Raw genomic sequence first — 21702 nt, forward strand, 5'->3', positions numbered from 1 at the left:
CGGTGCCTAGTGTTGAGCTCAAGATCGGCCAGTGGGGCGCGATCAGCAGTAAGAAGTATCCGGACAAGGCGGGCCCTAAGAAGTGCCGGGCCTGGACCAAGTATCGGGATACCGATGGGGTGAGTCGTCCTGTGGACTGCTGGGACACAACCGAACCCAAGGCCAGGGCGAAGCTCAAGGGCATCCTGGAAGTCCGGCAGGCGCCCGCCAAGGCCGCGAAAGAGGGCCTACTGACGCCGAACACGCGCTTCAGCACCGCGCTGGACATGTGGCTGGATGAGTTGAAGCTCGATGAGACCATCGCGCAGCAGACCATCGACGGGTACGTGCGGCAGATCAACAGGTCCGACGACATACGCGCGGATCCCGACGCGATCAAGATCCGGCCCATGCTGGGGAACTACCGGATTCGCGAGATCGACACGGCCGTCGTCGACAACTACCTGAAGTCGATCAGCAAGCTGGGGCACAAGCGGAAGGCGCGGTGGCAGGCCACGATCCTGCGCGAGACGCTGGATCTGTGTATCCGCCACGGCGCGCTCACGGGTGCGAATCCCATGAGCGGAGTCTCCAAGCGCACGATGCGCAGCAAGAAGAAGTCCGTGAAGGCCGAGGCGTGGACCACGTTGCAGGCCATGCGCGAGACGGTGGAGAAGTGGGGTCGCGGTGAGGAGATCCCGGGCACTCCCGCCTACAAGCACGGTCCGCACCGGGACTCCCAGGAGATCCTGGACGTGTGTGACTGCACGGCCGGGGCCGGCGGTGTCCGCCCGCACGAGGTGTTCGCGTTCCGGTGGGAAGAGGTCGAAGGCATCGACTTCGCCGCGCAGAAATGGCCGACTATCGGGCCGGAGAGCTGCCCGGAGGTGTGGCTGACGATCTCAGGGACGGTGGTCACGGTGAAGGGGCAGGGCTGTTTCCGGCAGGAGTGGCTGAAGGTGGGCAAGAAGTCCTATCGGGTGCGGGTGCCGTGGTACATGGTGCTGATCCTGCGCCGCCGCTGGGCGGAGGCCGGGCGACCGGCCGAGGGCCTGATCTTCGTGAACCGGAACGGCAAGGTCAAGAACCCGAACAACTTCAACCGGACGTTCCGGGCGGCGCGCGGGACCGAGTACGCGCACATCACTCTGCGGTCCTACCGAAAGCGGGTAGCGACAGCGACGGCCGAGGAGAAGGGCATCGACGCCGCGGGGCTCCAGCTGAACCACGTTCTGGGCTCGCGAGTGACCGCCGAGCATTACGTCGAGAAGCCGCGCGACGTACCGGACAACCGTGACGTGCTCAACGCCTACGTCGCGTGAGGAGTTGGAAGAAATGCGCTCAGAAGTTGGTGAGAAGTTGGTAAAACGTCAAATAAGCAGAAGGCCCAGGCGGGAGAAAATTCTCCGGCCTGGGCCTTGTGGGGTGGCTGACGGGACTCGAACCCGCGACACCCAGGATCACAACCTGGTGCTCTACCAGCTGAACTACAGCCACCATTGCCGGTAACTTCCGGCGCGGAGAAGCTTATCTTGTACCGGCCGTCAGTTCCTAATCGGCTGTTCAGATGGGGTTTGGGGCGGTTATTCGGTGGGTGCGGGGCGGGTGCTGGAGAGGTCGGCGGCGACGGCGGCGATCTCGGCGGTGGAGGGGCCGGGTGGGGCTACGAAGGCGGTGCGGCGGTAGTACTCGAGTTCGCGGATGGATTCTTTGATGTCGGCCAGGGCGCGGTGGGCGAGGCCCTTCTCGGGCTGGCCGAAGTAGATGCGGGGGTACCAGCGGCGGGCCAGTTCCTTGATGGAGCTGACGTCGATCATGCGGTAGTGCAGGTGGGCGTCGAGGGCGGGCATATCGCGGGCGATGAACCCGCGATCGGTGGAGATGGAGTTGCCGGCCAGCGGGACGGTGCGCGGGGTGGGCACGTACTGCTTGATGTAGTCGAGGATCTGCTGTTCGGCCTCGGCCATGGTGACGGTGGAGCGGCGGACCTCTTCGGTGAGGCCGGAGCGGGCGTGCATTTCGGTGACCACCGGCGGCATCGAGGCCAGGGCCGCGTCGTCGGCGTGGATGACGATGTCCACGCCCTCGCCGAGGATATTGAGGTCACTGTCGGTCACGAGCGCGGCCACCTCGATCAGCTTGTCGCTGTCCAGACGTAGGCCGGTCATCTCGCAATCCATCCACACCACGTATTTGTCGCTCACCGGGGCAAGGTTAGTCCTTCGGTGCGGGGTCACCTCGGTGCCCGGCCGCGTCGAGGCCGGTTTGCGTGCCGACCGGGCAGTATCGTTGCCGAACGCAGGTTCCGAAGCAGTTGGTTCAGCAGTCGCAGTTGGCACAGCAGACGCAGTCGCAGTTGGCACAGCAGACGGAGGAAGCGCGATGACCAGCCCGCAGGAGAAGGCAGCGGCGGCCCGCAAGGCGGCGGAGGACGCGGCACGGATCGCGGCCGAAGCGGCGGCGGCTGCCGAAGCGGCGGAGAAGGAAGCGGCCGAGCAGGAGGCCGCGGAGAAGGCGGCCGCAGCGGACAAGGCTGCCGCGGATTCGAGCGGTTCGGCGAAGAGCGGTGGTAGGAAGGCGGATTCGGCGGGCGGCAAGGGGGAGGCCGCGGCGCAGGAGATCGCGGCCGGTTACGCCATGGAGGGCCTCGCGCTCGAGTTGGGCACGGTGATCGTCGACGGTCAGGTGTATTCCGATGCGCGGGTTCGGATTCCGATGAAAACGATGAACCGGCACGGCCTCGTCGCGGGCGCCACCGGTACCGGTAAGACCAAAACCGTGCAGGGCATCTGCGAGCAGCTGTCGGCGGCGGGCGTGCCGGTGGTGGTGGCCGATATCAAGGGCGACCTGTCGGGGCTCTCGCAGCCGGGGCAGTCCAATGACAAGATCCTCACGCGCGCTCAGGAAACCGGGGACGCCGACTGGAAACCGCAGGGGTACCCGTGCGAGTTCGTCTCGCTGGGCACCGAAGGCATCGGCGTGCCGATCCGGGCGACCATCACCTCGTTCGGCCCGATCCTGCTGTCGAAGGTGCTGGGGCTCAACGAAACCCAGGAATCCACCCTCGGCCTGATCTTCCACTGGTCCGATCAGAACGGCTTCCCGCTCCTGGACCTCAAGGACCTGCGCGCGGTCATCCAGTTCCTCACCAGCCCCGAGGGCAAGGAGGAGTTGAAGGGGATCGGCGGCGTGTCGGCGACGACGGCCGGGGTCATCCTGCGCTCGCTGATCAATCTGGAGGCCGAGGGCGGCGACACCTTCTTCGGTGAGCCCGAACTGGATCCGGCCGACCTCATGCGCACCATGGGCGGCCAGGGCGTGATCACCCTGTTCGAACTCGGCGCGCAGGCGTCCCGCCCGCAGATGTTCTCCACCTTCCTGATGTGGGTGCTCGCGGACCTGTTCCAAACTCTCCCCGAGATCGGCGATATGGAGAAGCCCAAGCTGGTCTTCATCTTCGACGAAGCCCACCTGCTCTTCACCGGCGCGTCGAAGGCGTTCCTCCAGCAGGTCGAGCAGACGGTCAAGCTGATCCGCTCCAAGGGCGTCGGCGTCTTCTTCTGCACCCAGCTTCCCACCGACATTCCGAACGCCGTCCTGTCCCAACTGGGCGCCCGCATCCAGCACGCCTTGCGCGCCTTCACCCCCGAAGACCAGGCGGCCCTGTCCAAGACGGTCCGCACCTACCCCAAAACGGCCACCTACGACCTCGAAAAGGCTTTGACCTCTTTGGGTATCGGTGAGGCCGTCGTGACGGTGCTCTCCGAAAAGGGCGCCCCCACCCCGGTGGCGTGGGCCCGCATGCAACCCCCGCGCTCGCTCATGGACACCATCGGCGACGACGGAATCCGCTCGCGCGCACAACAATCCACCCTGCACTCGAAGTACGGCCAAACCGTAGACCGCGATTCGGCCTACGAGATCATGGCCGAGAAGATCGAGAAGGCGGCGCAGGAAGCCGAGCAGGCCCCCGCACCGACCCGTTCCCGCTCCAAATCGGCACCGGTGGACGAGTCCCTCGCCGAAAAGGTCGTCAACAACGCCGCTTTCAAGAACTTCCTGCGCTCCGCCGCCACCGTCGCCGGCCGCGAAATCGGCCGCAGTATCTTCGGCACCCGCAAGCGCTGAATCAGCGGCCGATATCGCGCCGCAGCAGATCGTCGATGGTTTCGCGGCGGACCAGTTCCCGGGTGTGCCCGCCGCGCACCGCGACGATGGGTGGGCGGCCGATGCCGTTGTAGGTGGAGGCCAGGCTGTGGTGGTAAGCCCCGGTGCAGGGCATGGCGAGGACTTCGCCGGGGCGCAGATCGACCGGGAGTTTGACGTCGGTGGCGAGGATATCGCCTGCCTCGCAGTGTCTTCCGGCGATGGTGGCCGTCAGGTGGGGGCCTTCGGGGTGGCGGTTGGCGACCACTGCTTCGTAGCGGGCGCCGTAGAGGGCTACGCGGGGGTTGTCGCTCATGCCGCCGTCCACGGTCACATAGGTGTGCCCGCCGGGGACGTGTTTGACCGACAGCACGCGGTACAGGGTGATTCCGGCGCGGGCCACGATCGCGCGGCCCGGTTCCAAAGAGATTGCGGGCCTGGGGAATCGGTAGCGCGCACAGGCGGCGTCCAGCGCATCCTCGATGATGTCGGCCAGCTCGTACAGGTTCATTTCCGCATCGCCGGGCCGGTAGGCGACCGCGTGGCCGCCGCCCAGATCCAGATGGGTGAGCGTGATGCCGAATTGTTCACGGATGCGGGTCATTTCGCCGATCATCCGCCGCACGGCCTCGCCGTAGGGGAAGGTGTCGTAGATCTGTGAGCCGATGTGGCAGTGCAGGCCGGTGAACTCCAGATTCGACTGGCGCACGATACGTTCGATGGCCTCGTCGGCGGCGGTGCTCTCCAAAGGGAAGCCGAACTTCTGATCCGCCACCCCGGTCCGCACCGCCGGATGCCCGTGCACGTCGATATCGGGCGTCATTCGCAACAGCACCTGCTGCGGCTTCATGGCCAGCGCTGACAGCAGCGTGATCTCGGTCAGTGAATCGACCACGATCCGTCCCACCCCGCAGTCGATGGCCGTCTCCAGCTCCGCGAAGGGTTTTCCGTTGCCGTGCAAAACGATTCGCTTCGGGTCGGCCCATGCCGACAGCGCTACCGCCAGTTCCCCGGCCGAGCATACGTCCAGGGAGAGCCCTTCCTCGGTGACCCATTCCGCCACCGCCCGGGTGAGTAGGGCCTTGCCCGCGTAGATGATCTCCGCTTCCGGGAACCGCTTGCGGTACGCCCGGCACCGCGACCGCACTTCGTCCTCGTCCAGGACATAGGTGGGCGTGCCGTACTGATCGGCGATATCGGCCAGCGCGACGCCGCCGACGGTGATGCGGCCGTCGCCGTCGTAGTGGGTTTCGCTCGGCCAGATCGCGGGATCGAGGCGGGGGACCATGCCCCCGGAACGCAACGACGGGAATATGTCGAGCAGCGTCACCGTGTCTCCTGTTGGCGTCCCCGCTATTCCGTATGCGGGGCCGCCCTCAGGACTACGCCGGTTTCATTACCGCAGGTGCACCCGCTACACGCTCTTGACGCGCGGCGGGGCGATCTTGACGGGTTCTTGATCTAGCTCTCGCCGAGCTTCTTGTACATGGCGCCGGCGACGGGGGAGGTGAGCGAGCGCGGGCCGAATTGGCCGACCAGGCTCATGCCCTTGGAGATCAGGCCCGGAACCACGCGCATCTTGTTGCGGGCCAGCGCATCGATGGTGATCTTGGCGGTGTGCGCGGCGGTGACCCAGATGAACTCCGGGATCTTGTTGCCGACCTCTTCCTGATCCGGATTGTCGGTGCGCACCGGGCCGGGCGCCAGCAGCGTCACATTGATGCCGCTGTTCTTGACCTCGCCGCGCAGCGATTCGGAGAAGGAATTGGTGAACGCCTTGGATGCCGCGTAGGTGGCGTTGTTCGGAATCGGCATATTGCCCGCCGCCGAGCCGGTGATGAGAATGCCGCCCGCGCGCCGCTTCAGCATGCCGGGCAGCACCGCCAGGGTGAGGTCGTGGACGGCGACGGCATTGAGCTCCATGATGTCGCGTTCGTAGTCCAGATCCAGCTTGGCCAGCGGCCCGAAGGTGGCGACACCGGCGTTGTTGCAGAGAATGGCGATATCGCGGTCGGCGAGTTCCTTCGCCAGCGGCGCGCGCTGTTCGCGATTCGACAGATCGACCGCGCGGACTTCGGCGGTGATGCCGTATTTCGCGCTCAGCTTCTCGGCGAGCTGGTTCAGCAGATCCTCGCGGCGGGCCACCAGAATCAGCGAATAACCGCGCGAGGCGAGTTCTTCGGCGAGGGCGGTTCCGATACCGGAGGAGGATCCGGTGACGACGGCACGGTTGTCGGCGGTGGGTGCAGGCAAGCTCACGAGTGCCGAGCCTAGTGGAACCGCCGGAACTCGCCGGGTTTCCCCCGAGAGTTCCGGCGGAACCACTCAGCTCGCGTTGCCGGTGCACTCCGAGGACACCAGTTTGGCCTCGCTCTTACGCACCACGCCGATGCCCGCCAGGATCGGATGCGGATCCGTTCCGGTCGCCTCCAGGGCCTTGCGTTCGGCTTCGGCGCGGGTGGCGCCCACCGCCGAGGCGTAGTTGCTGCCGCGGGTGGCGATGGCCCCGCAGCCGTTCACGAACTGCACCTGGACCAGGCAGCTGAAGTGGCCGCACCGCTGGATGGCGATGCGGTCGGCGCTCGCCTGATCGCTTGCGTCCGTGGCGATTCCGATGACGGGATCACCTCGGTAGAAGGACACGGCCATCGCGCCGTGGACATTCCCGTCCGCCTGCGCCGTGGCGGGCAGCAGCAACGCCGCGGCGGCGGTCAGGATGCCGAGCGCGGTCTTCCCGCGCATGGACATGACCGGCCTCAGCTCGCGTTGGCGGTGCACTCGGAGTTGACGATGCGAGCCGAGCTGGCCTGGGCGCTGCCGAAGCTGACCAACAGCGGGTTCGGGTCGGTGCCGGTGGAGGCCAGGGTCTTGCGGGAGGCTTCGGCGCGGGTGGGGCCGGAGGCGGCCCAGAAGCCCGCGTTGCGGCCGCCGGTGGTTCGGGAAGCGACCGCGACGCAGCCGTTCGCCCAGGTCTTGTGCACGATGCAGTCGCCGGTCTCACAACCGCTGAGGGCGGCGGCTTCGGCCTCTTCGACGCTCGCGTAGTTGACCGCGATGATGGTGTGGAGTTGGTTGCCCACGTATTCGTAGGCCAGCGAGCCCCACAGGTCGCCGTCTTCGGCGTGTGCGGTGCCGGACGCGCCGAGTACGAGCGCGGTAGCGGTAGCGGCGACGATGCCCAGGGCGCGTGACCGATTCAGTGACAGATGCAAAGGGGTTCCTCCCCCGAGGATGATGAAGAAGTAAGTGCTTCAAGATCTTTACAGGGAGGACCGACAATTGCGCAAACCGAACGCCGCAGAACAGGATTCGCACACAAAATCTTCACATGATGCGACTGTTTTCGTCTAGCGGCGCTTCGGCTCCATAAACGCAATCCCCCAATTCACGTGGCCCCGCCAGACACTGGCGATGCGACCGCCCTGCACCGCCGGTTTCGGATCCCCGACAGGTCCGCCGGCGGCGCGCACGGCGGCCACGGTCGCGTCCAGATCCGGGGTGAGGAATGCCGCGCCGACCAGGGCTGATGCCCGGCCGGAACTCACCACCTCGATAAACGGTTCGCCGACGCGATAAAACGCCATTTCCGGACCCTCGGGTCCGCGCGGGAAGAAACGGCGGCGCGGCGGAATTCCGAGCACGGCGTTCAGTTCGGCGACCGCGGAATCCAATTCGGGCACCCAGTAGACGACGTGGTCGACAATGGTGACGCCATTGGGATGCGCCGTCGCCGCACCGGTTTCTTCGCCGTCCAGATACGGCACGCCGAGTTCATCGGCGCCGGCCCGGATTTCGTCGAAGCCCCAGCCGGTCGCGCCCACCGTGCAATCCACCTGCCCGATGCGAACGCGACCGCCGGTGACGGTGAAACCCAGCGCCGCCCAGGACCGCTCGTCTCCGGGCAGCCCCAGGCGGGTGAGGTTCGGCATTACAGGCCCGCCGCCAGCCGCGTGCCCTGGTCGATGGCGCGCTTGGCGTCGAGTTCGGCGGCCAGGTCCGCGCCGCCGATGAGGTGGAACTTGACGCCCGCCGCGGTCAGCGGCGCTTCCAGATCGCGCACGGATTCCTGTCCGGCGCACAGGATCACGTTGTCGCATTCGATGACGGTCGGCCGCTGCCGCTTCTCCCCGAAGCTGATGTGCAGCCCGCGATCGTCGATGCGCTCGTAGTTCACGCCGCCGATCTGCTCGACCCCCTTGGCCTTCACCGCGGCCCGGTGCACCCAGCCGGAGGTCTTGCCCAGATCCTTGCCGAAAGCGGAGGACTTGCGTTGCAGCAGTACGACTTCGCGGGCGGCGGGGGAGGGCTTGGGCTTGGTCAGGAAGCCGCGGGCGTTCGGGTCGTCGGAGACGCCCCATTCTTCCTTCCACTCGTCGAGCTTCAGGCTGGGATGCCCTTCGACGGTGAGGAATTCGCTGACATCGAAGCCGATGCCGCCCGCGCCGATCACCGCGACCTTCTTGCCGACCGGCTTACCGTCGCGTACCAGCTCGGCGTAGGTGAGCACCTTCGGGTGATCCACGCCCGGGATGTTCGGGATGCGCGGCTTCACACCGGTGGCCAGGATGACCTCGTCGTAGCCGCCCGCGATGAGCTGTTCGGCGGTGGCCCGGGTATTGAGATGCACTCGCACGCCGGTGACTTCGAGCTGCCGGGTGAAGTAGCGGACGGTCTCGCTGAACTCCTCCTTGCCCGGGATACGGCGCGCGATGTCGAACTGCCCGCCGATCTTGTCATCGGCCTCGAACAGGTCCACGTGATGCCCGCGCTCGGCCAGCGACACCGCCGCCGCGAGCCCGGCCGGTCCCGCGCCGACCACCGCGAACTTGCGGGTGCGCCGCGTCGGCAGCAGCTTCAGCTCGGTCTCGTGCCCCGCACGCGGATTCAGCAGGCAGGAAACGGTTTTCGCCTGGAAGGCGTGATCGAGGCAAGCCTGGTTGCAGGCGATGCAGGTGTTGATCTCGTCGTCGCGGGCGTCCTGGGCCTTACGTGCCCAGTACGGGTCGGCCAGCAGCGGGCGGGCCAGCGACACCAGTTCGGCATCGCCGCGGGTGAGGATCTCCTCGGCGGTCTCCGGCATATTGATGCGGTTGGAGGCGCACACCGGAATGCTCACCACGTCTTTGACTTTCGCGGTCCACTCCACGAACGCCGCCCGCGGCACCGAGGTCACGATGGTCGGGACGCGCGCCTCGTGCCAGCCGATATCGGTATTGATGATGGTGGCCCCGGCGGCCTCCACATCCTTGGCGACGGCTTCGATCTCGTCCCAGGTCTGCCCGTTCTCCACGAAATCGGCCATGGACAAACGGAATACAATGATGAAGTCGGGTCCGACCGCCTTGCGCACCCGGCGCACGATCTCCCCGGCGATCCGCCGGCGGTTCTCGGGCGAGCCGCCCCACTTGTCCTTGCGCTTGTTGGTGCGCGGCGCCAGGAACTGGTTGATGAAATACCCTTCACCACCCATGATCTCGACGCCGTCGTACCCGGCGAACTTGGCCAGGTAGGCGCAGCGCGCGTAATCGTCGATGGTCGACTCGACACCCTTGCTCGACAGCGCCCGCGGTTTGAACGGGTTGATCGGCGCCTTGATGGCCGAGGCCGAAACGCTGGTCGGCATATAGGAATAGCGTCCCGCGTGCAGGATCTGGAGCGCGATCTTGCCGCCCTCGGCGTGCACCGCCTTGGTGATGGCGCGATGCCGGTACGCCTCGGTCTTGTTGGTCAGCTTGGCCCCGAACGGCAGCAGCCACCCGGTGCGGTTGGGGGCGTAGCCACCGGTGATGATCAGCCCCACACCGCCTTTCGCGCGTTCGGCGAAGTACGCGGCCAGCCGGTTGATATGCCAGGCCCGGTCCTCGAGGCCGGTGTGCATGGACCCCATGACCACGCGATTGCGCAGCGAGGTGAATCCCAGATCGAGGGGTTCGAACAGATGCGGGTACGCGCTCATCGCTGAGTGCCTTTCGGGTCGGACGCCGGCGACTGGGCTGTGTCGCGCGCGAGGGCGTCTAGTACTTCCTCGCACCAGTCCACGACGCCCTCCTGGATGCGGATTCCTCCGCGCAGCACGAGGTACTGGTGCAGTTTCTTGCCGGTGAGTTGATCCGGCGCGGGATAGTCCTTCTTCTCGAAGGTCCGGTACAGGTCGAGCCGCTGGGCGTGCTGGTCGCGATGGCGGGTCACCTCGGCCACGATGACGGCCGGGTCGCCGAGCGAGGCCGCGCGCAGTTTCACGCCGAGCTCGTTGCGCATGGGTTCGATGTCGACGGGTTCGGCGATCCAGCGGATGAGTTCCTCGCGCCCGGCATCGGAGACGGTGTAGACCTTCTTGTCGGGCCGTCCCTCCTGCGCGATGGCCTCCGCGACCACCCAGCCCTGCTCGTCCATCCGCTTGAGCACGCGGTAAATCTGCTGGTGGGTAGCGTTCCAGTAGAACCCGATCGACTTGTCGAAGCGCCGCGCCAGGTCATAGCCCGAACTCGCACGTTCGGTCAGCGATACCAGTAGCGCGTGTTCGAGGGCCATGCCCCGAGGGTAAATGAGACGGGCCGTACTATGCAACTTAGTGCATAGAGTTTCGGGCGTGAAAAAAGGAGGCTCGACGCTGAGCCTCCGGTTTCCGTCGATCGGGGTTATCGCGCCGCACGGGCGGCCAGTCCCGCCGCGACCAGCACGGTCACCCCCTCGGTGATCGCGGTGACGCCCACCGCGTGCGCGGCGGAGAGGCCGGTCGCCCCCGCGAGGCTCAGGAACACCGAACCGAAGGTGGCGATGCCGACCACGACGCCCAATTGCACGCTGGTCACCAGGATGCCGCTGGCATCGGCGGCCAGATTCAGCGGGATACGAGCGGTGGTGCGGGCCATCAGCGGGCTGAAGGACAGGCCGAACCCGATCCCCATGATGCCGAAGACGGTCAGCTCCAGGACGCCCATGCCGCTCCCGTCCCGCAGCAGCAGCCCCATGATGATCATGGTCGAGGCGGCCAGCACCAGGCCGAGCGGGATCATGGCGGCGTGGAAGCGGGCGGGGACGCGCGACCAGTTCAGGCTGGCGACGGCGAAGGTCGCGCCATTGGGGATGAAGAGCAGGCCGGCGTGCAGGGCGCTGTAGCCGAGCGTGCCTTGCAGGTGGATGGCCATGACGAAGAGCCAGCCGCCGAAGGTGCACATGACCAGCAGCAGGGTGACGGCGGTGAGGACCAGGCCGGGGGCCTTCAGGACGCGGTCGGCGAAGAGCGGCTCGCCGCCGCGCCGGTGCACCTGGCGTTCCACCAGCGCGAAGCCCGCGAAACCCACTGCGGCGCAAGCCAAGGCGATCCAGCTCCAGGCGGGCCAATCCTGTTCGTGGCCGAGGACCAGCGGCACCACCAGCAGCAGTACGGCCGGGGTGAGGACGGCCAGCCCGGCCAGATCCAGCTTGCGGTCCACCCGGGCCGCCATCGCGGGCAGGATGCCGGGCGCCAGCGCCAGCAGGGCGAGGCCGATCGGTACGTTCACCAGAAACACACCGCGCCAACCGCTTCCGGCCACATCGGCATTGATGATCAGCCCGCCCGCGATCTGCCCGGCCACCATGCCGCCGGAGATGACCGCCGCGTAGGCCGAAAGTGCCCGTGCCCGCGTGGTTCCGGTGAAGGTGCGCTGGATCAGGGTCATCACCTGCGGCACCATCGCCGCCGACCCCACACCCTGCAAGAACCGGAATACGATGAGCGAGTCGGTATTCCACGCCAGCCCGCAGGCCAGTGAGGCCGCCGTGAACACGGTGAGGCCGGTGACGAACATATTCCGCTGCCCGAACCGATCGCCCAGCCGGGCGCCGGTGACCAGCAATACGGCGTAGGCGATGACGTATCCGGACACGATGAGTTGCAGGGCGGAACCGCTGGCGTGCAACCCGGTGCGGATCGAGGGAATGGCGACATTGACGATGGAGGCGTCCAGGACGGCCATGAACTGGCCGAGCAGGATCACCGCGAGGACGGCCAGCGGCCGGCGGATGGCGACCGGGGTCGCCGGTACGGCCGGTGCCGGAGGTGTTCGGGTAATGCTCGAAGTCATGGGTACGAGCCTGCGGTCCCGTTCATCCTGGTAACAGGAGTCCCGTTATACGGGTATCAGCAGCACCTGGATACTGTCGGTGGTTGCGGCGACGATGGGAACGTGGACGCAGCGAACGCAGTATCGACCGGCTCCGACAACAGCACCGCGGGCAAGGTCCGGCGCGCGGAACTGTCGGCCTTCCTCAAGTCGCGGCGGGCCCGCATCACCCCGCAGGACGTGGGGCTGCCGGTCGGTTCGCGGCGTCGCACCCCGGGACTGCGCCGCGAGGAGGTCGCCCAACTCGCCGGGGTCGGGGTGACCTGGTACACCTGGCTGGAGCAGGGCCGCGATATCAACGCGAGTATCCAGGTGCTGGACGCGATTTCGCGCACGCTGTGCCTGGACGGCGTCGAGAAGGCGCACCTGTACCGCCTGGCCGATGTGCCGACCGTGCCGATACCGCTGCACGAGGATCCGGTGCCGGAGGAGGTACAGGTGATCCTCGATCATCTGCATCCGCTGCCGGCCGCGCTGCTCAGTGCCCGCTATGACGTGCTCGCCCACAACGCCGCCTACGAGGCGCTCTGCCCGGCCTTCACGCGCGGCGAGAAGAACGTGCTGCGCAAGGTGTTCCTGAGCCCCGAGTGCTGCAATCCGTATCCGTCCAACGGCCCGGAGCATCTGGGCCGCATGGTCGGCTACCTGCGCGCCGCCTATGTCCGTCACCTCCAGGACCCGGACTGGACCGCGTTCATCGACGATTTGTGCTCGCAGAGCGCGCTTTTCGCGACCATGTGGGCCCGCAATGATGTGGCGCTGCCGGTCGGGCGCACCCGCACGGTGCGCAATCTCGCCATCGGCGACCTGGAAATGATCATGACCAGTATGTCGCTGCCCTCCATCGCCGGGGCTTGGGCGCAGATCTGGCAGCCCACCGACGCGGCGGGCTGGGCTTGCCTGCACAGGTTGATCGCCATGACCGACGAGGAGCGCGAACAGCCCTGGCGGGAGCATCTGGAACGCGATCACGGCTACGTCGCCAGTTGACGAGCTTCCGTAATCTGGACGGGTGACAGCTGTGGATTTCGGCCGGGAACTCGATGCGGGCTGGGATTTCGCCGGTCCGGCCGCGGGGGTGCCGCCTGGCGTCGCGATGATCGGTTACCGCGCGACCGGGGCCGCCGGGGTGGATCTGCGGGTGGCCGGGACCTCGGCGGTCACGGTGCTGATCGAGTTCGGCAACCGGGGCCTGACCATCGACGACGCGGCCGGACAGCGGGCAATGGGTGGTTTCGTGGCCGGACTTCCCCTCGAGCCCATGCGGATTCGTGGTGAGCGGGCCGCGTGTATCGAGGTGCGGTTGTCGCCGATGCTGGCGTATCCGCTGCTGGGGGTTTCTCCCACCGAATTGGGTCGCGGGGTGGTCGGCGTCGAGGACCTGTGGGGTGCGCAAGCCCGTCGACTGCGGGAGCAACTGGCCGCCGCCCCGACCTGGGACGAGCGGTTCGCTTTGACGAAATCGTTTCTGGCTCAGCGTGATCGGCAAGCGCGGCGGGCCGACCCGGAGGTGCTCGCGGGCTGGGATCGCATCCTCTCCTCCGGCGGCCGGGTGCGGATCGGTGAGCTCGCCGAATCGGTCGGCTGGAGCCATAAGCGATTGCTCGGCCGGTTCGAGTCCCAGATCGGCCTGACGCCCAAGCGAGCGGCCATGCTGGTCCGATTCCGTTGCGCGGTGGACGGTCTGCTGGCCGGGCGGCCCGCCGCCGAGGTCGCGGCCGCCTGCGGATATGCCGACCAGGCGCACCTGTGCCGGGAGGTGTCGATGTTCGCGGCGGACACACCGGGTGCGCTGACGGAGAACTACCTGCCGGCCATCGCGCGGCAGCGGTATCGGGCGTGGGGGAAATTTGTTCAATACCGGGCGGGGGCGGCCGCTCGATAGTGGTGGCATGAACGACACCCTCGATCCCGCGAAACTGCAAACCGCCCTCGAGAACGCGCAGCACGCCGGCCTGCCCGGCGTCTTCGCGGAGGTGCGCGACGGCGACGAAACCTGGTCCGGCGCAGCCGGAGTCGCCGATCTCACCACCGCCCGTCCGGTCACCGCCGAGATGCGGCACCGGGTCGGCAGCATCACCAAATCCTTCACCGCCGCCGCGGTACTGCGGCAGGTCGACAGCGGTGAAATCGCCCTCGACACCCCGATCGGCCACTACCTGCCGCACCTGGTTCCCGACGAACGCGGCCAGGCGATCACCGTCCGGATGCTGATCAACCACACCAGCGGTCTCGCCGAATACCTGCCGCACGCCTATCCGTCCCTCGCGGCCTTCCCCGTCATGGCGAAGACGACGCCGAAGAGCTTGGCCGACAACAGATTCACCAAGTTCGACCCGGTAGAGTTGATCGCGATGGGCGTCTCCGCGCCCGCGGTCGGCGCTCCGGGCGGTGCGCCCGGGATCTACTCGAACACCAATTACCTGCTCCTGTGCCAGCTTCTGGAGTCGGTGACCGGCACCACCGCCGAGAAGTACATCACCCGGGACGTCATCGAGCGTGCCGGACTACGCGACACCGAATTGCCGACCACCCCCGAGCTCACCGGACCGCACTCCCTGCACTACGAGTCCTGGTTCGGAATGATCGACCCGCCAGCGGATTTCAGCGTCTACGACATGTCGTTCGTGGGCCCGTCGGCCTCCCTCGTCTCGACCGTCTCGGACCTGAACCGCTTCTTCCGCCTGCTGCTGGAAGGCGAGATCATCAGCCGATCGGCGCTGGCGCAGATGCAGCGCACCTTCCCGGTCATCTCCTTCGAGGGCAAGCGCATCGAGTACGGCCTCGGCCTGCACAAGACCGAAGTCCCGGGTCTCGGCACCTGCTGGGGCCATGACGGGTCGGTCTGGGGCGGCGGCGCGATCTCCATGAGCAGCGCCGACGGCCGGCGGCAGGTATCGCTCGCGGTGAACCTGCAACGCTGGCACCGCCTCGACGCCGCGGGCCGTCCCCAGCCCCACCCCATCGACGGCGCGCTCCAGGCTTTCATCCAACTGGCGCTGGGCGTTTGACGAGGTAGCGCGTTTCAGCGTGTCGGGGGAGTGTTGATCGCCTACCCTGCGCAGCATGACCGAGGTACCGGGGCGGGCGACGATCGGACAGGCGGCGGGCCGCGGCCCGGTGTTCGCGTGGGGGTTGTGGGATTGGGCGGCGGCCTCCTTCAACGCCGTCATTCTGACCTTCGTCTTCTCGGTGTACCTCACCGACAAGGTGGGCGAGGACCTGCCGGGCGGGATTTCGTCCAGCGCCTGGCTGGGGTGGGCGCTGGGCCTGGCGGGGCTGGTGGTGGCGTTGACCGCGCCGGTGAGCGGGCAGTGGTTCGATGCCACTGCCCGCCGGAAGCTGTCGCTGGGGGTCTTGACCACGGTGACGGTGCTGCTGATGGCCGCGATGTTCTTCGTGCGCAAGGACTATCACTATCTGTGGCTGGGGCTGGTGCTGCTGGGGATCGGGTCGGCCACCTTCGAACTCGCGCATGTGCCCTACAACTCGATGCTGCGGCAGGTTTCCACGCCTTCGACCGTGGGCCGGGTGTCCGGGTTCGGGTGGTCGATGGGGTATTTCGGCGGGATCATCCTGCTGCTGATCTGCTATTTCGGGTTCATCGTGGGGAAGGGGGATACCCGGGGGCTGCTCGGGGTGCCCATCGATGACGGGTTGAACATCCGGCTGGTCGCGGTGCTGGCGGCGGTCTGGTTCGCGGGGTTCGCGGTGCCGCTGTTCCTCTATGTCCCCGAATTGCCGCGTACCGACGCCGATCCGGGCGCGAGCAAGGGCGGACCGAACGCCTACAAGGTGTTGTGGCGGGACGTGCGGGAGTTGTGGCGGGTGGACCGGCGGACCGTGGGATTCCTGTTCGCCAGTGCGGTTTTCCGCGATGGGCTGGCCGGAGTGTTCACCTTCGGTGCGATTCTGGCGGTGCGGGTCTACGGCATCGCCGATTCGGACGTACTGCTCTTCGGTATCGCGGCGAATGTGGTTGCGGCGCTGGGAGCCATCGTGGCGGGGCGCTTCGACGACGGGGTCGGGCCGAAGGCGGTGATCGTCGCCTCGCTGGTGGGAATGATCATCTGCGGGAGTTTCCTGCTGGTGGTGTCCGGGCCGCTCATGTTCTGGATCTTCGGGCTGTGCCTGACCGTATTCGTCGGCCCCGCACAGGCTTCCGCGCGATCGTTCCTGACCCGGTTGGCGCCGCCCGGTCGCGAGGGGCAGCTGTTCGGGCTCTACGCCACCACGGGCCGGGCCGTATCGTTCCTGGCGCCAATGCTTTTCGGGTTCTTCGTCTGGGCTTTCGACGCCGATCGCGCGGGCATCGTCGGCATTCTGCTGGTGCTCATCGCCGGGCTGATCGCACTGCTGCCGGTGCGCTCGCCAGCGAAAACCGCCTGAGCCGCACTGGTTTCCGTCGGATAACGGAGGTCAGGGCCGCCAAGTGCCCATGCCGAGGGCGATCAGGCGCACCTGATACACCGCGCGGTCCACGATGCGGGCGCGCTCGCGCGGGTCGGCGATCACATAGTCGGCGATCCGGTCGGCCACGGTGGAGACGATGAGGTCGGCGGCCAGCTCCAGATCGTCGGGCGACCAGGCGTCCAGGGCTCGCACGCGTGAGAGATCCACCACCAATTCGCGCACTATGAGCTGCATTTCGACGGCGATCGCAGTGCGGAGCGCCCCCGAACCGCCGTGGCGTTCGCGCAGCAGGAACCCGTAGAGATCCCGTTTGCCGGCCACCTGCTCGAACACGAACCGCACCGTATCGCTGAGCTTCGCGTTCGGACTGCGCCGCATTTCCCGCAGCGCCAGGCGCAATTGCCGCACGCCCTCTTCCACGAGACTGGTGCCGAGTTCGTCGAGCGAGGCGAAGTGCCGGTAGAAGGCGGTCGGCACGATGCCCGCCGAGCGCGCGATCTCACGCAGCGACAGCGCCGCGAAACCCCGGTCGGCGGCGAGCGTGAGGGTGCCTTCCAGCAGCGCCGCACGGGTGCGTTCCTTGCGCTCGACTCGGGTAGCTGCCTGCTCGCTCACGTCGATGAGCATACATGCGTTCACATTCGTTCCATTCGCGATATGTCGTGTGGGTCACACGAACTGCCTGTTGAACTGGAGGGCCTTCACCCGGCACACTATCTCAGTGTACAGATGTGCACCGAAATGATTGGGAATCGGTTTCGGGGGCATATCGAACAGCGAAGAGGCGTCGCTCAGCCCGGCGACGCGACAGGAGGCTCGCATGGTCGGACTCATCGACCTGGTGCAGAAGACACTGACCACCCCGCATCCGCTGGATCGCTACCTGGAACTGGTGCGCCCCACCCTGACCCTGCGCGATATGCGGGCGGAGATCACCCACGTGCGCCGCAGCGCGGTCGGGTCGCTCACCCTCACCCTCAAGCCCACCCGTCAATGGTCCGGCCACGAGGCCGGGCAATACGTGCAGCTCGGCGTGATCATCAACGGTGTCCGCCACGTCCGCTGCTACTCCCCGGTCAATGCCCAGGGGCGCCGCGACCGGCATATCGAGCTCACGATCAAGGCGCATCCGCACGGCCTGGTCTCGAACTACCTGCACGAGAACGCCATCCCGGGCATGGTGGTGGACCTCGACCCCGCGGCCGGCGTATTCCACCTGCCGCAGCCCCGGCCCGAGCAGATCGTGCTGATCAGCGGCGGCAGCGGCATCACCCCGGTGCTGTCCATGCTGCGCACGCTCGCAAACGAGAACTACCGCGGCCGCGTGCTGTTCCTGCATTACAACCGTTCTCCCGAATGGGTCCCGCACCGCGCGGAGCTCGAGGCGATCGCCATGCAGCACAGCAATATCCGGGTGGAGTTCCGTTACCCGGAGACCGGGCAGCACGCCCCGTTCGGCTACGACGAACTGGAGTCCCTCGCGCCCTGGTTCTCCAGCGCGCAGACCTACCTGTGCGGCCCGCCCGGCCTGATGGCGGCCGTGCGCACCGTCTACGAGGCCGAACAGCTGGGCGATCGCCTGCACAGCGAGGAGTTCACCCTCACCACGGTCAGCGCCGACCCGGCCGATGCCGAGGGCAAGGTGACCTTCTCCGGTAGCGGCGTGATCGCCGAGAACACCGGGGCGTCCCTGCTGGAGCAGGCCGAAAAGGCCGGTCTGGCACCGGAATACGGCTGCCGCATGGGCATCTGCTTCACCTGCACCGCCGTCAAGCACAGCGGCTGCACGCGCAACCTGAAGACCGGTGAGCTGGACAGCGACCCGGAGAAGTCCATTCAAATCTGTGTCAACGCCCCCGTCGGGGACGTCGACATCGCGATCTGAGAAGGAGGGATCGTCATGGCGATTCTCACCGAAACCAAAGACGGACCCCTGGTATTGAGCGTCGAGCAGGTCGAGGAGATCGGCAAGGAGCTCGATGCCCTGCGCGCCCGCATCACCGCCGATCTGGGCGATCGCGACCGGGACTACATCTACAAGATCATCAAGACCCAGCGCGGGCTGGAGATCGCCGGGCGCGGTCTGCTCTACCTGGGCTTCCTGCCGCCGTTCTGGCTGGCCGGCGTGGCCGCACTGAGCGTGTCGAAGATCCTCGACAATATGGAGATCGGCCACAACGTCATGCACGGCCAGTGGGACTGGATGCGTGAGCCGACGCTGAATTCCCGTGCCTTCGAATGGGATACGGTCTGCCCGGGCGACCAGTGGCGGCACTCGCACAACTACATGCACCACACCTACACCAATATCCTCGATATGGACCGCGACATCGGTTACGGCATCCTGCGGGTGGACGAGGCGCAGCAGTGGAACATCCTGCGGCTGGGCAATCCGCTCTACGCCTTCGCGCTCATGATGGCCTTCGAGTGGGGCGTGATGGGGCACGACCTCGAGGTCGAGAACATCGTGCGCGGCAAGCGCAGCTGGTCGGATATCAAGGCGCTGGTCACCGGCCAGTGGAAGAAGGCGTCGCGCCAGGTGCTCAAGGACTACGTGGTGTTCCCGGCGCTGACCGGGCCGCTGTTCCTGTCCACGCTGGCCGCCAACTTCACCGCCAATATCGTCCGCAATATCTGGACGTTCTCCATCATCTTCTGCGGGCACTTCCCGACGGGCGTACAGACGTTCACCCAGGAGGAGTGCGCCGAGGAGACCCAGGGCGAGTGGTATGTGCGCCAGATGCTCGGCTCGGCCAATATCACCGGTAGCCAGCTGTTCCACATCATGTCCGGGAACCTCTCGCACCAGATCGAGCACCACCTGTTCCCCGACCTGCCCGCGAACCGCTACCCGGAGATCGCGCCCGAGGTCGAGGCGCTCTGCAAGAAGCACGGCCTGCCCTACAACACCGGCCGCTTCTCGAAGCAGATCGGCTCGGTTTGGGGCAAGCTGTTCAAGCTCGCGCTGCCGCCCATGCTCGTGAGGAAATCGGCTGAACCAGCTGTTATCGTGATGCGTCGGGGGATGGCTACCGAAGTGGGCGTGTAAATGATCGGGAAATTCGAAAGCAACAAGGATCTGATCCAGGAGCTGACGTCGTCGGGCGCGAAGCACGTCGGCAATATCGCGAACATCATCACCGGCACCGTGGCCGAGGTGACGCGCGAGATCGGCGACTGGATCACCGACGCCATCGAGATGCGTGAGGCCGCGGCCGCCGCCGAACAGGACGCCAAGGCGCAGCGCGCCGCGGACCTGGACGACGATGATGAGCCGGAAGCGCCTGTGGCACAGGACATCTCGACCCCGCGGGCGCGCCCCGCGGAGCCGGGCGAGGTCATCGACGCCGAGGTCGTGGATCCTCGCAGATTCTGACTACCAAACGGGAAGTCGCCGGCGGTGCTGGGCGACTTCGGTGATCAGATCCTTGTAGCCGTCGGCGAGTTCGGCGAGCCGGTACCACTGGAGGTGGGCTTCACTGTCCACGCTCCGGTGCGGCTTGTCCTCGCTGACACGATGTGGACGGGTGGGTCGTCGTGACCGCCCGTCCCCGTTGTTTTTGGCGGGCCGCGAGCCGGCTCCGGACGTCGCGCCCAAAGCCTGTTGTGCCGCAACCCATTTCGCGGCCATCCGATCGATGACCGCCCCGAGCGTCTCGGTGTGCAATGAGGCTCCCGTGCGGTGCGGGATGTTCACCGCCACCCAATCGTCGATGCGCGCCACCAGTTCGGCCCGGCGTTCGTCGATGTCATCTACGAGTTGGCTGCACGTGACCACGCGGGCGGGCGTGGCTCCGGCGGCGTGCGCGGCCCGCAGGGCATTGGCCCTGCGTTCGTGGCATTGCACCAGTTCGTGGGCGGCTTCGAGCACGTCACGGTCGCGACGGTCGGTGGTTACGGGTTCCCGGAAGGCGCGCAGCAGCGTTGATGGCGAGGGAAGTTCGGCCCCGAAACCAGCTTCGGTGTAGTCGGTTGCCATGTGTCCCACCCTTTGGCTGTTGCTGAAGTGGATGCGCCAGGGCCGAGGGGGTTTCGGGGAGGGGCTCCCCTCGGCTCCGGCGCAGTACCGCACTGACGGAACGCACAGCCCACCAAACAAACGACACGGTGAAGAAACCGGGAAATCCGCGACGATGCGAAGGGGGAGACTGTCCGATAATGCGGGACATATTCAGGAAAGCGCGATAGTCGAACGGGCGCAACCATCCGGCGCGTGATCGGCGAACCTGCCTGAAAATCGTTATACAGCATTACGACTGGGTCACATGGGTGCTGCGTTTGGTGGCGGATCGACACCTCGCGGCGGGACGGATGGGACGGATGGGACTTCGAGCCCGAAGAGAGACCACCGGGTCTACGCGCCGGTAAGTTACCGAGGCTTATGAATAGCTATCGGTGCGGCGTGCCGGGCGCGCGCCGCGCCGTACTCCGTTAGCCTCGATATTCGTGCCCGCCTATGCGTCATCACCCGAGCTGCGATTCGGTTTCATGTTCGCACTGGAAGACCCGGAGCGAATCGCCGAAGTCGTGCGCAATCTGATCGTTCGCCGGACGGTGTCGGTGTTCCGCCTGGCGCACCTCTCCGACGACAACGGACCGCCCGAGCGCTACGTCGTGAACTGGGCGGCGCTGCCGCAGATCGCCGTCACCACCGCCGCGCCGGATCCCGACGAATTGCGTTCCAGCGGAACGATGCTGGTCAACGCCTTCCTGGGGGAAGACGGTGAGGTGAGTCTGTACTCGGCGGACGGGCCTGCGTCGCATTAGTTTCCGCCGTGTGGCACAGCGCACACCAGCTCTTAGTTACCTCTCAGCTACTGGCAAGGGATGTGTAAGCCTCCCTCGGCAGGGTGGGTCCAGTCGCCGATCGGAGATCCCGGCCGGCGGCGGAACCAACAGAGAGGTTGAAAAATGATTCCGGTCATCATCAATACTGGTAGCGCTGCCCTCGACGGACTGTTCAGCACCGGTTCGGCGGCGTTGAGCGGCATTCTCAACACCTTGTGGACCGGTTCCTTCGGTCGTTAATCGCATTTTTGCGAAGGGTTTTCGGGCG

At 66.5% G+C, this 21702-nt stretch carries 21 protein-coding genes and 1 tRNA gene; 10 read left to right on the forward strand and 12 right to left on the reverse strand.

The window, feature by feature from the left end; all coding sequences use genetic code 11:
* The first annotated feature begins 2 nt into the window (after nucleotides 1-2).
* The gene (locus tag NI1_RS32250) at nucleotides 3-1301 is read left to right on the forward strand and encodes a hypothetical protein (RefSeq protein WP_157535451.1); all 1299 of its coding nucleotides are present in this window, start codon (nucleotides 3-5) and stop codon (nucleotides 1299-1301) included.
* Between the two features lie 99 nt (nucleotides 1302-1400).
* Here NI1_RS32250 and NI1_RS32255 read toward each other — a convergent pair.
* A tRNA-His gene (locus NI1_RS32255) sits at nucleotides 1401-1476 on the reverse strand.
* Nucleotides 1477-1562: 86 nt separating this feature from the next.
* A complete protein-coding gene (gene orn, locus NI1_RS32260) occupies nucleotides 1563-2183 on the reverse strand; it encodes an oligoribonuclease (RefSeq protein ID WP_067828613.1) in 621 nt (206 codons plus the stop codon).
* Nucleotides 2184-2361: 178 nt separating this feature from the next.
* Here orn and NI1_RS32265 point away from each other — a divergent pair, with 178 nt between their 5' ends.
* The gene (locus tag NI1_RS32265) at nucleotides 2362-4107 is read left to right on the forward strand and encodes a helicase HerA-like domain-containing protein (protein WP_067828616.1); all 1746 of its coding nucleotides are present in this window, start codon (nucleotides 2362-2364) and stop codon (nucleotides 4105-4107) included.
* A gap of 1 nt (nucleotide 4108) precedes the next feature.
* On the opposite strand, the gene lysA is transcribed toward NI1_RS32265, so the two are convergent.
* The 8 genes from lysA to NI1_RS32305 form a co-directional block, all read right to left on the reverse strand.
* Nucleotides 4109-5455, reverse strand: a complete 1347-nt coding sequence (gene lysA / locus NI1_RS32270) for a diaminopimelate decarboxylase (RefSeq protein ID WP_067828619.1) — start codon at nucleotides 5453-5455, stop codon at nucleotides 4109-4111.
* A gap of 131 nt (nucleotides 5456-5586) precedes the next feature.
* A complete protein-coding gene (gene cmrA, locus NI1_RS32275; RefSeq protein WP_067828621.1) occupies nucleotides 5587-6384 on the reverse strand; it encodes a mycolate reductase in 798 nt (265 codons plus the stop codon).
* Nucleotides 6385-6450: 66 nt separating this feature from the next.
* Nucleotides 6451-6873 (reverse strand): DUF4189 domain-containing protein, encoded by a 423-nt coding sequence (locus tag NI1_RS32280; RefSeq protein WP_067828623.1) that lies wholly within the window; start codon nucleotides 6871-6873, stop codon nucleotides 6451-6453.
* Nucleotides 6874-6881: 8 nt separating this feature from the next.
* Nucleotides 6882-7337, reverse strand: coding sequence for a DUF4189 domain-containing protein (locus NI1_RS32285; protein WP_067828625.1), 456 nt, complete (start codon nucleotides 7335-7337; stop codon nucleotides 6882-6884).
* Between the two features lie 135 nt (nucleotides 7338-7472).
* The gene (locus NI1_RS32290; RefSeq protein ID WP_067828627.1) at nucleotides 7473-8054 is read right to left on the reverse strand and encodes a VOC family protein; all 582 of its coding nucleotides are present in this window, start codon (nucleotides 8052-8054) and stop codon (nucleotides 7473-7475) included.
* The gene (locus tag NI1_RS32295; protein ID WP_067828630.1) at nucleotides 8054-10081 is read right to left on the reverse strand and encodes an NADPH-dependent 2,4-dienoyl-CoA reductase; all 2028 of its coding nucleotides are present in this window, start codon (nucleotides 10079-10081) and stop codon (nucleotides 8054-8056) included. The genes NI1_RS32290 and NI1_RS32295 overlap by 1 nt, the downstream gene beginning before the upstream one ends.
* Nucleotides 10078-10656 carry a PadR family transcriptional regulator gene (locus NI1_RS32300; protein ID WP_067828633.1) on the reverse strand — a complete coding sequence of 193 codons (579 nt, stop codon included), beginning with the start codon at nucleotides 10654-10656 and terminating at the stop codon, nucleotides 10078-10080. The genes NI1_RS32295 and NI1_RS32300 overlap by 4 nt, the downstream gene beginning before the upstream one ends.
* Before the next feature lie 107 nt (nucleotides 10657-10763).
* The gene (locus tag NI1_RS32305; protein WP_084524093.1) at nucleotides 10764-12194 is read right to left on the reverse strand and encodes an MFS transporter; all 1431 of its coding nucleotides are present in this window, start codon (nucleotides 12192-12194) and stop codon (nucleotides 10764-10766) included.
* Nucleotides 12195-12296: 102 nt separating this feature from the next.
* Here NI1_RS32305 and NI1_RS32310 point away from each other — a divergent pair, with 102 nt between their 5' ends.
* Genes NI1_RS32310 through NI1_RS32325 form a run of 4 tightly spaced genes read left to right on the forward strand, consistent with a single transcriptional unit; the run spans nucleotide 12297 to nucleotide 16622 of the window.
* Complete coding sequence (locus NI1_RS32310; protein WP_067828635.1) at nucleotides 12297-13223, forward strand: helix-turn-helix transcriptional regulator; 927 nt, start codon at nucleotides 12297-12299, stop codon at nucleotides 13221-13223.
* Between the two features lie 22 nt (nucleotides 13224-13245).
* Complete coding sequence (locus NI1_RS32315; protein ID WP_245663505.1) at nucleotides 13246-14118, forward strand: helix-turn-helix domain-containing protein; 873 nt, start codon at nucleotides 13246-13248, stop codon at nucleotides 14116-14118.
* 7 nt (nucleotides 14119-14125) lie between these two features.
* The gene (locus NI1_RS32320; protein WP_067828639.1) at nucleotides 14126-15244 is read left to right on the forward strand and encodes a serine hydrolase domain-containing protein; all 1119 of its coding nucleotides are present in this window, start codon (nucleotides 14126-14128) and stop codon (nucleotides 15242-15244) included.
* A 55-nt stretch (nucleotides 15245-15299) separates the two neighbouring features.
* Nucleotides 15300-16622: an MFS transporter gene (locus NI1_RS32325; RefSeq protein ID WP_067828641.1), complete on the forward strand. Its 1323-nt coding sequence runs from the start codon at nucleotides 15300-15302 to the stop codon at nucleotides 16620-16622.
* Between the two features lie 30 nt (nucleotides 16623-16652).
* Here NI1_RS32325 and NI1_RS32330 read toward each other — a convergent pair whose 3' ends face one another.
* Nucleotides 16653-17273, reverse strand: coding sequence for a TetR family transcriptional regulator (locus NI1_RS32330; protein ID WP_067828643.1), 621 nt, complete (start codon nucleotides 17271-17273; stop codon nucleotides 16653-16655).
* A 193-nt stretch (nucleotides 17274-17466) separates the two neighbouring features.
* On the opposite strand from NI1_RS32330, the gene NI1_RS32335 reads away from it, so the two are divergent.
* Genes NI1_RS32335 through NI1_RS32345 form a run of 3 tightly spaced genes read left to right on the forward strand, consistent with a single transcriptional unit; the run spans nucleotide 17467 to nucleotide 20022 of the window.
* A complete protein-coding gene (locus NI1_RS32335; RefSeq protein WP_067828646.1) occupies nucleotides 17467-18531 on the forward strand; it encodes a ferredoxin reductase in 1065 nt (354 codons plus the stop codon).
* A 15-nt stretch (nucleotides 18532-18546) separates the two neighbouring features.
* Complete coding sequence (locus NI1_RS32340) at nucleotides 18547-19695, forward strand: fatty acid desaturase family protein (RefSeq protein WP_067828649.1); 1149 nt, start codon at nucleotides 18547-18549, stop codon at nucleotides 19693-19695.
* Entirely contained in the window at nucleotides 19696-20022 is a 327-nt protein-coding gene (locus tag NI1_RS32345) for a hypothetical protein (protein WP_067828652.1), read from the forward strand. It abuts the gene before it with no gap.
* Here NI1_RS32345 and NI1_RS32350 read toward each other — a convergent pair whose 3' ends face one another.
* Nucleotides 20023-20625 (reverse strand): DUF4254 domain-containing protein, encoded by a 603-nt coding sequence (locus NI1_RS32350; RefSeq protein ID WP_067828655.1) that lies wholly within the window; start codon nucleotides 20623-20625, stop codon nucleotides 20023-20025. It lies immediately after the preceding gene.
* A gap of 467 nt (nucleotides 20626-21092) precedes the next feature.
* On the opposite strand from NI1_RS32350, the gene NI1_RS32355 reads away from it, so the two are divergent.
* Nucleotides 21093-21413 carry a hypothetical protein gene (locus NI1_RS32355; protein ID WP_067828658.1) on the forward strand — a complete coding sequence of 107 codons (321 nt, stop codon included), beginning with the start codon at nucleotides 21093-21095 and terminating at the stop codon, nucleotides 21411-21413.
* The last annotated feature ends 289 nt before the right edge of the window (nucleotides 21414-21702 follow it).

The organism is Nocardia inohanensis NBRC 100128 (assembly GCF_001612945.1).
Taxonomy (GTDB): domain Bacteria; phylum Actinomycetota; class Actinomycetes; order Mycobacteriales; family Mycobacteriaceae; genus Nocardia; species Nocardia inohanensis.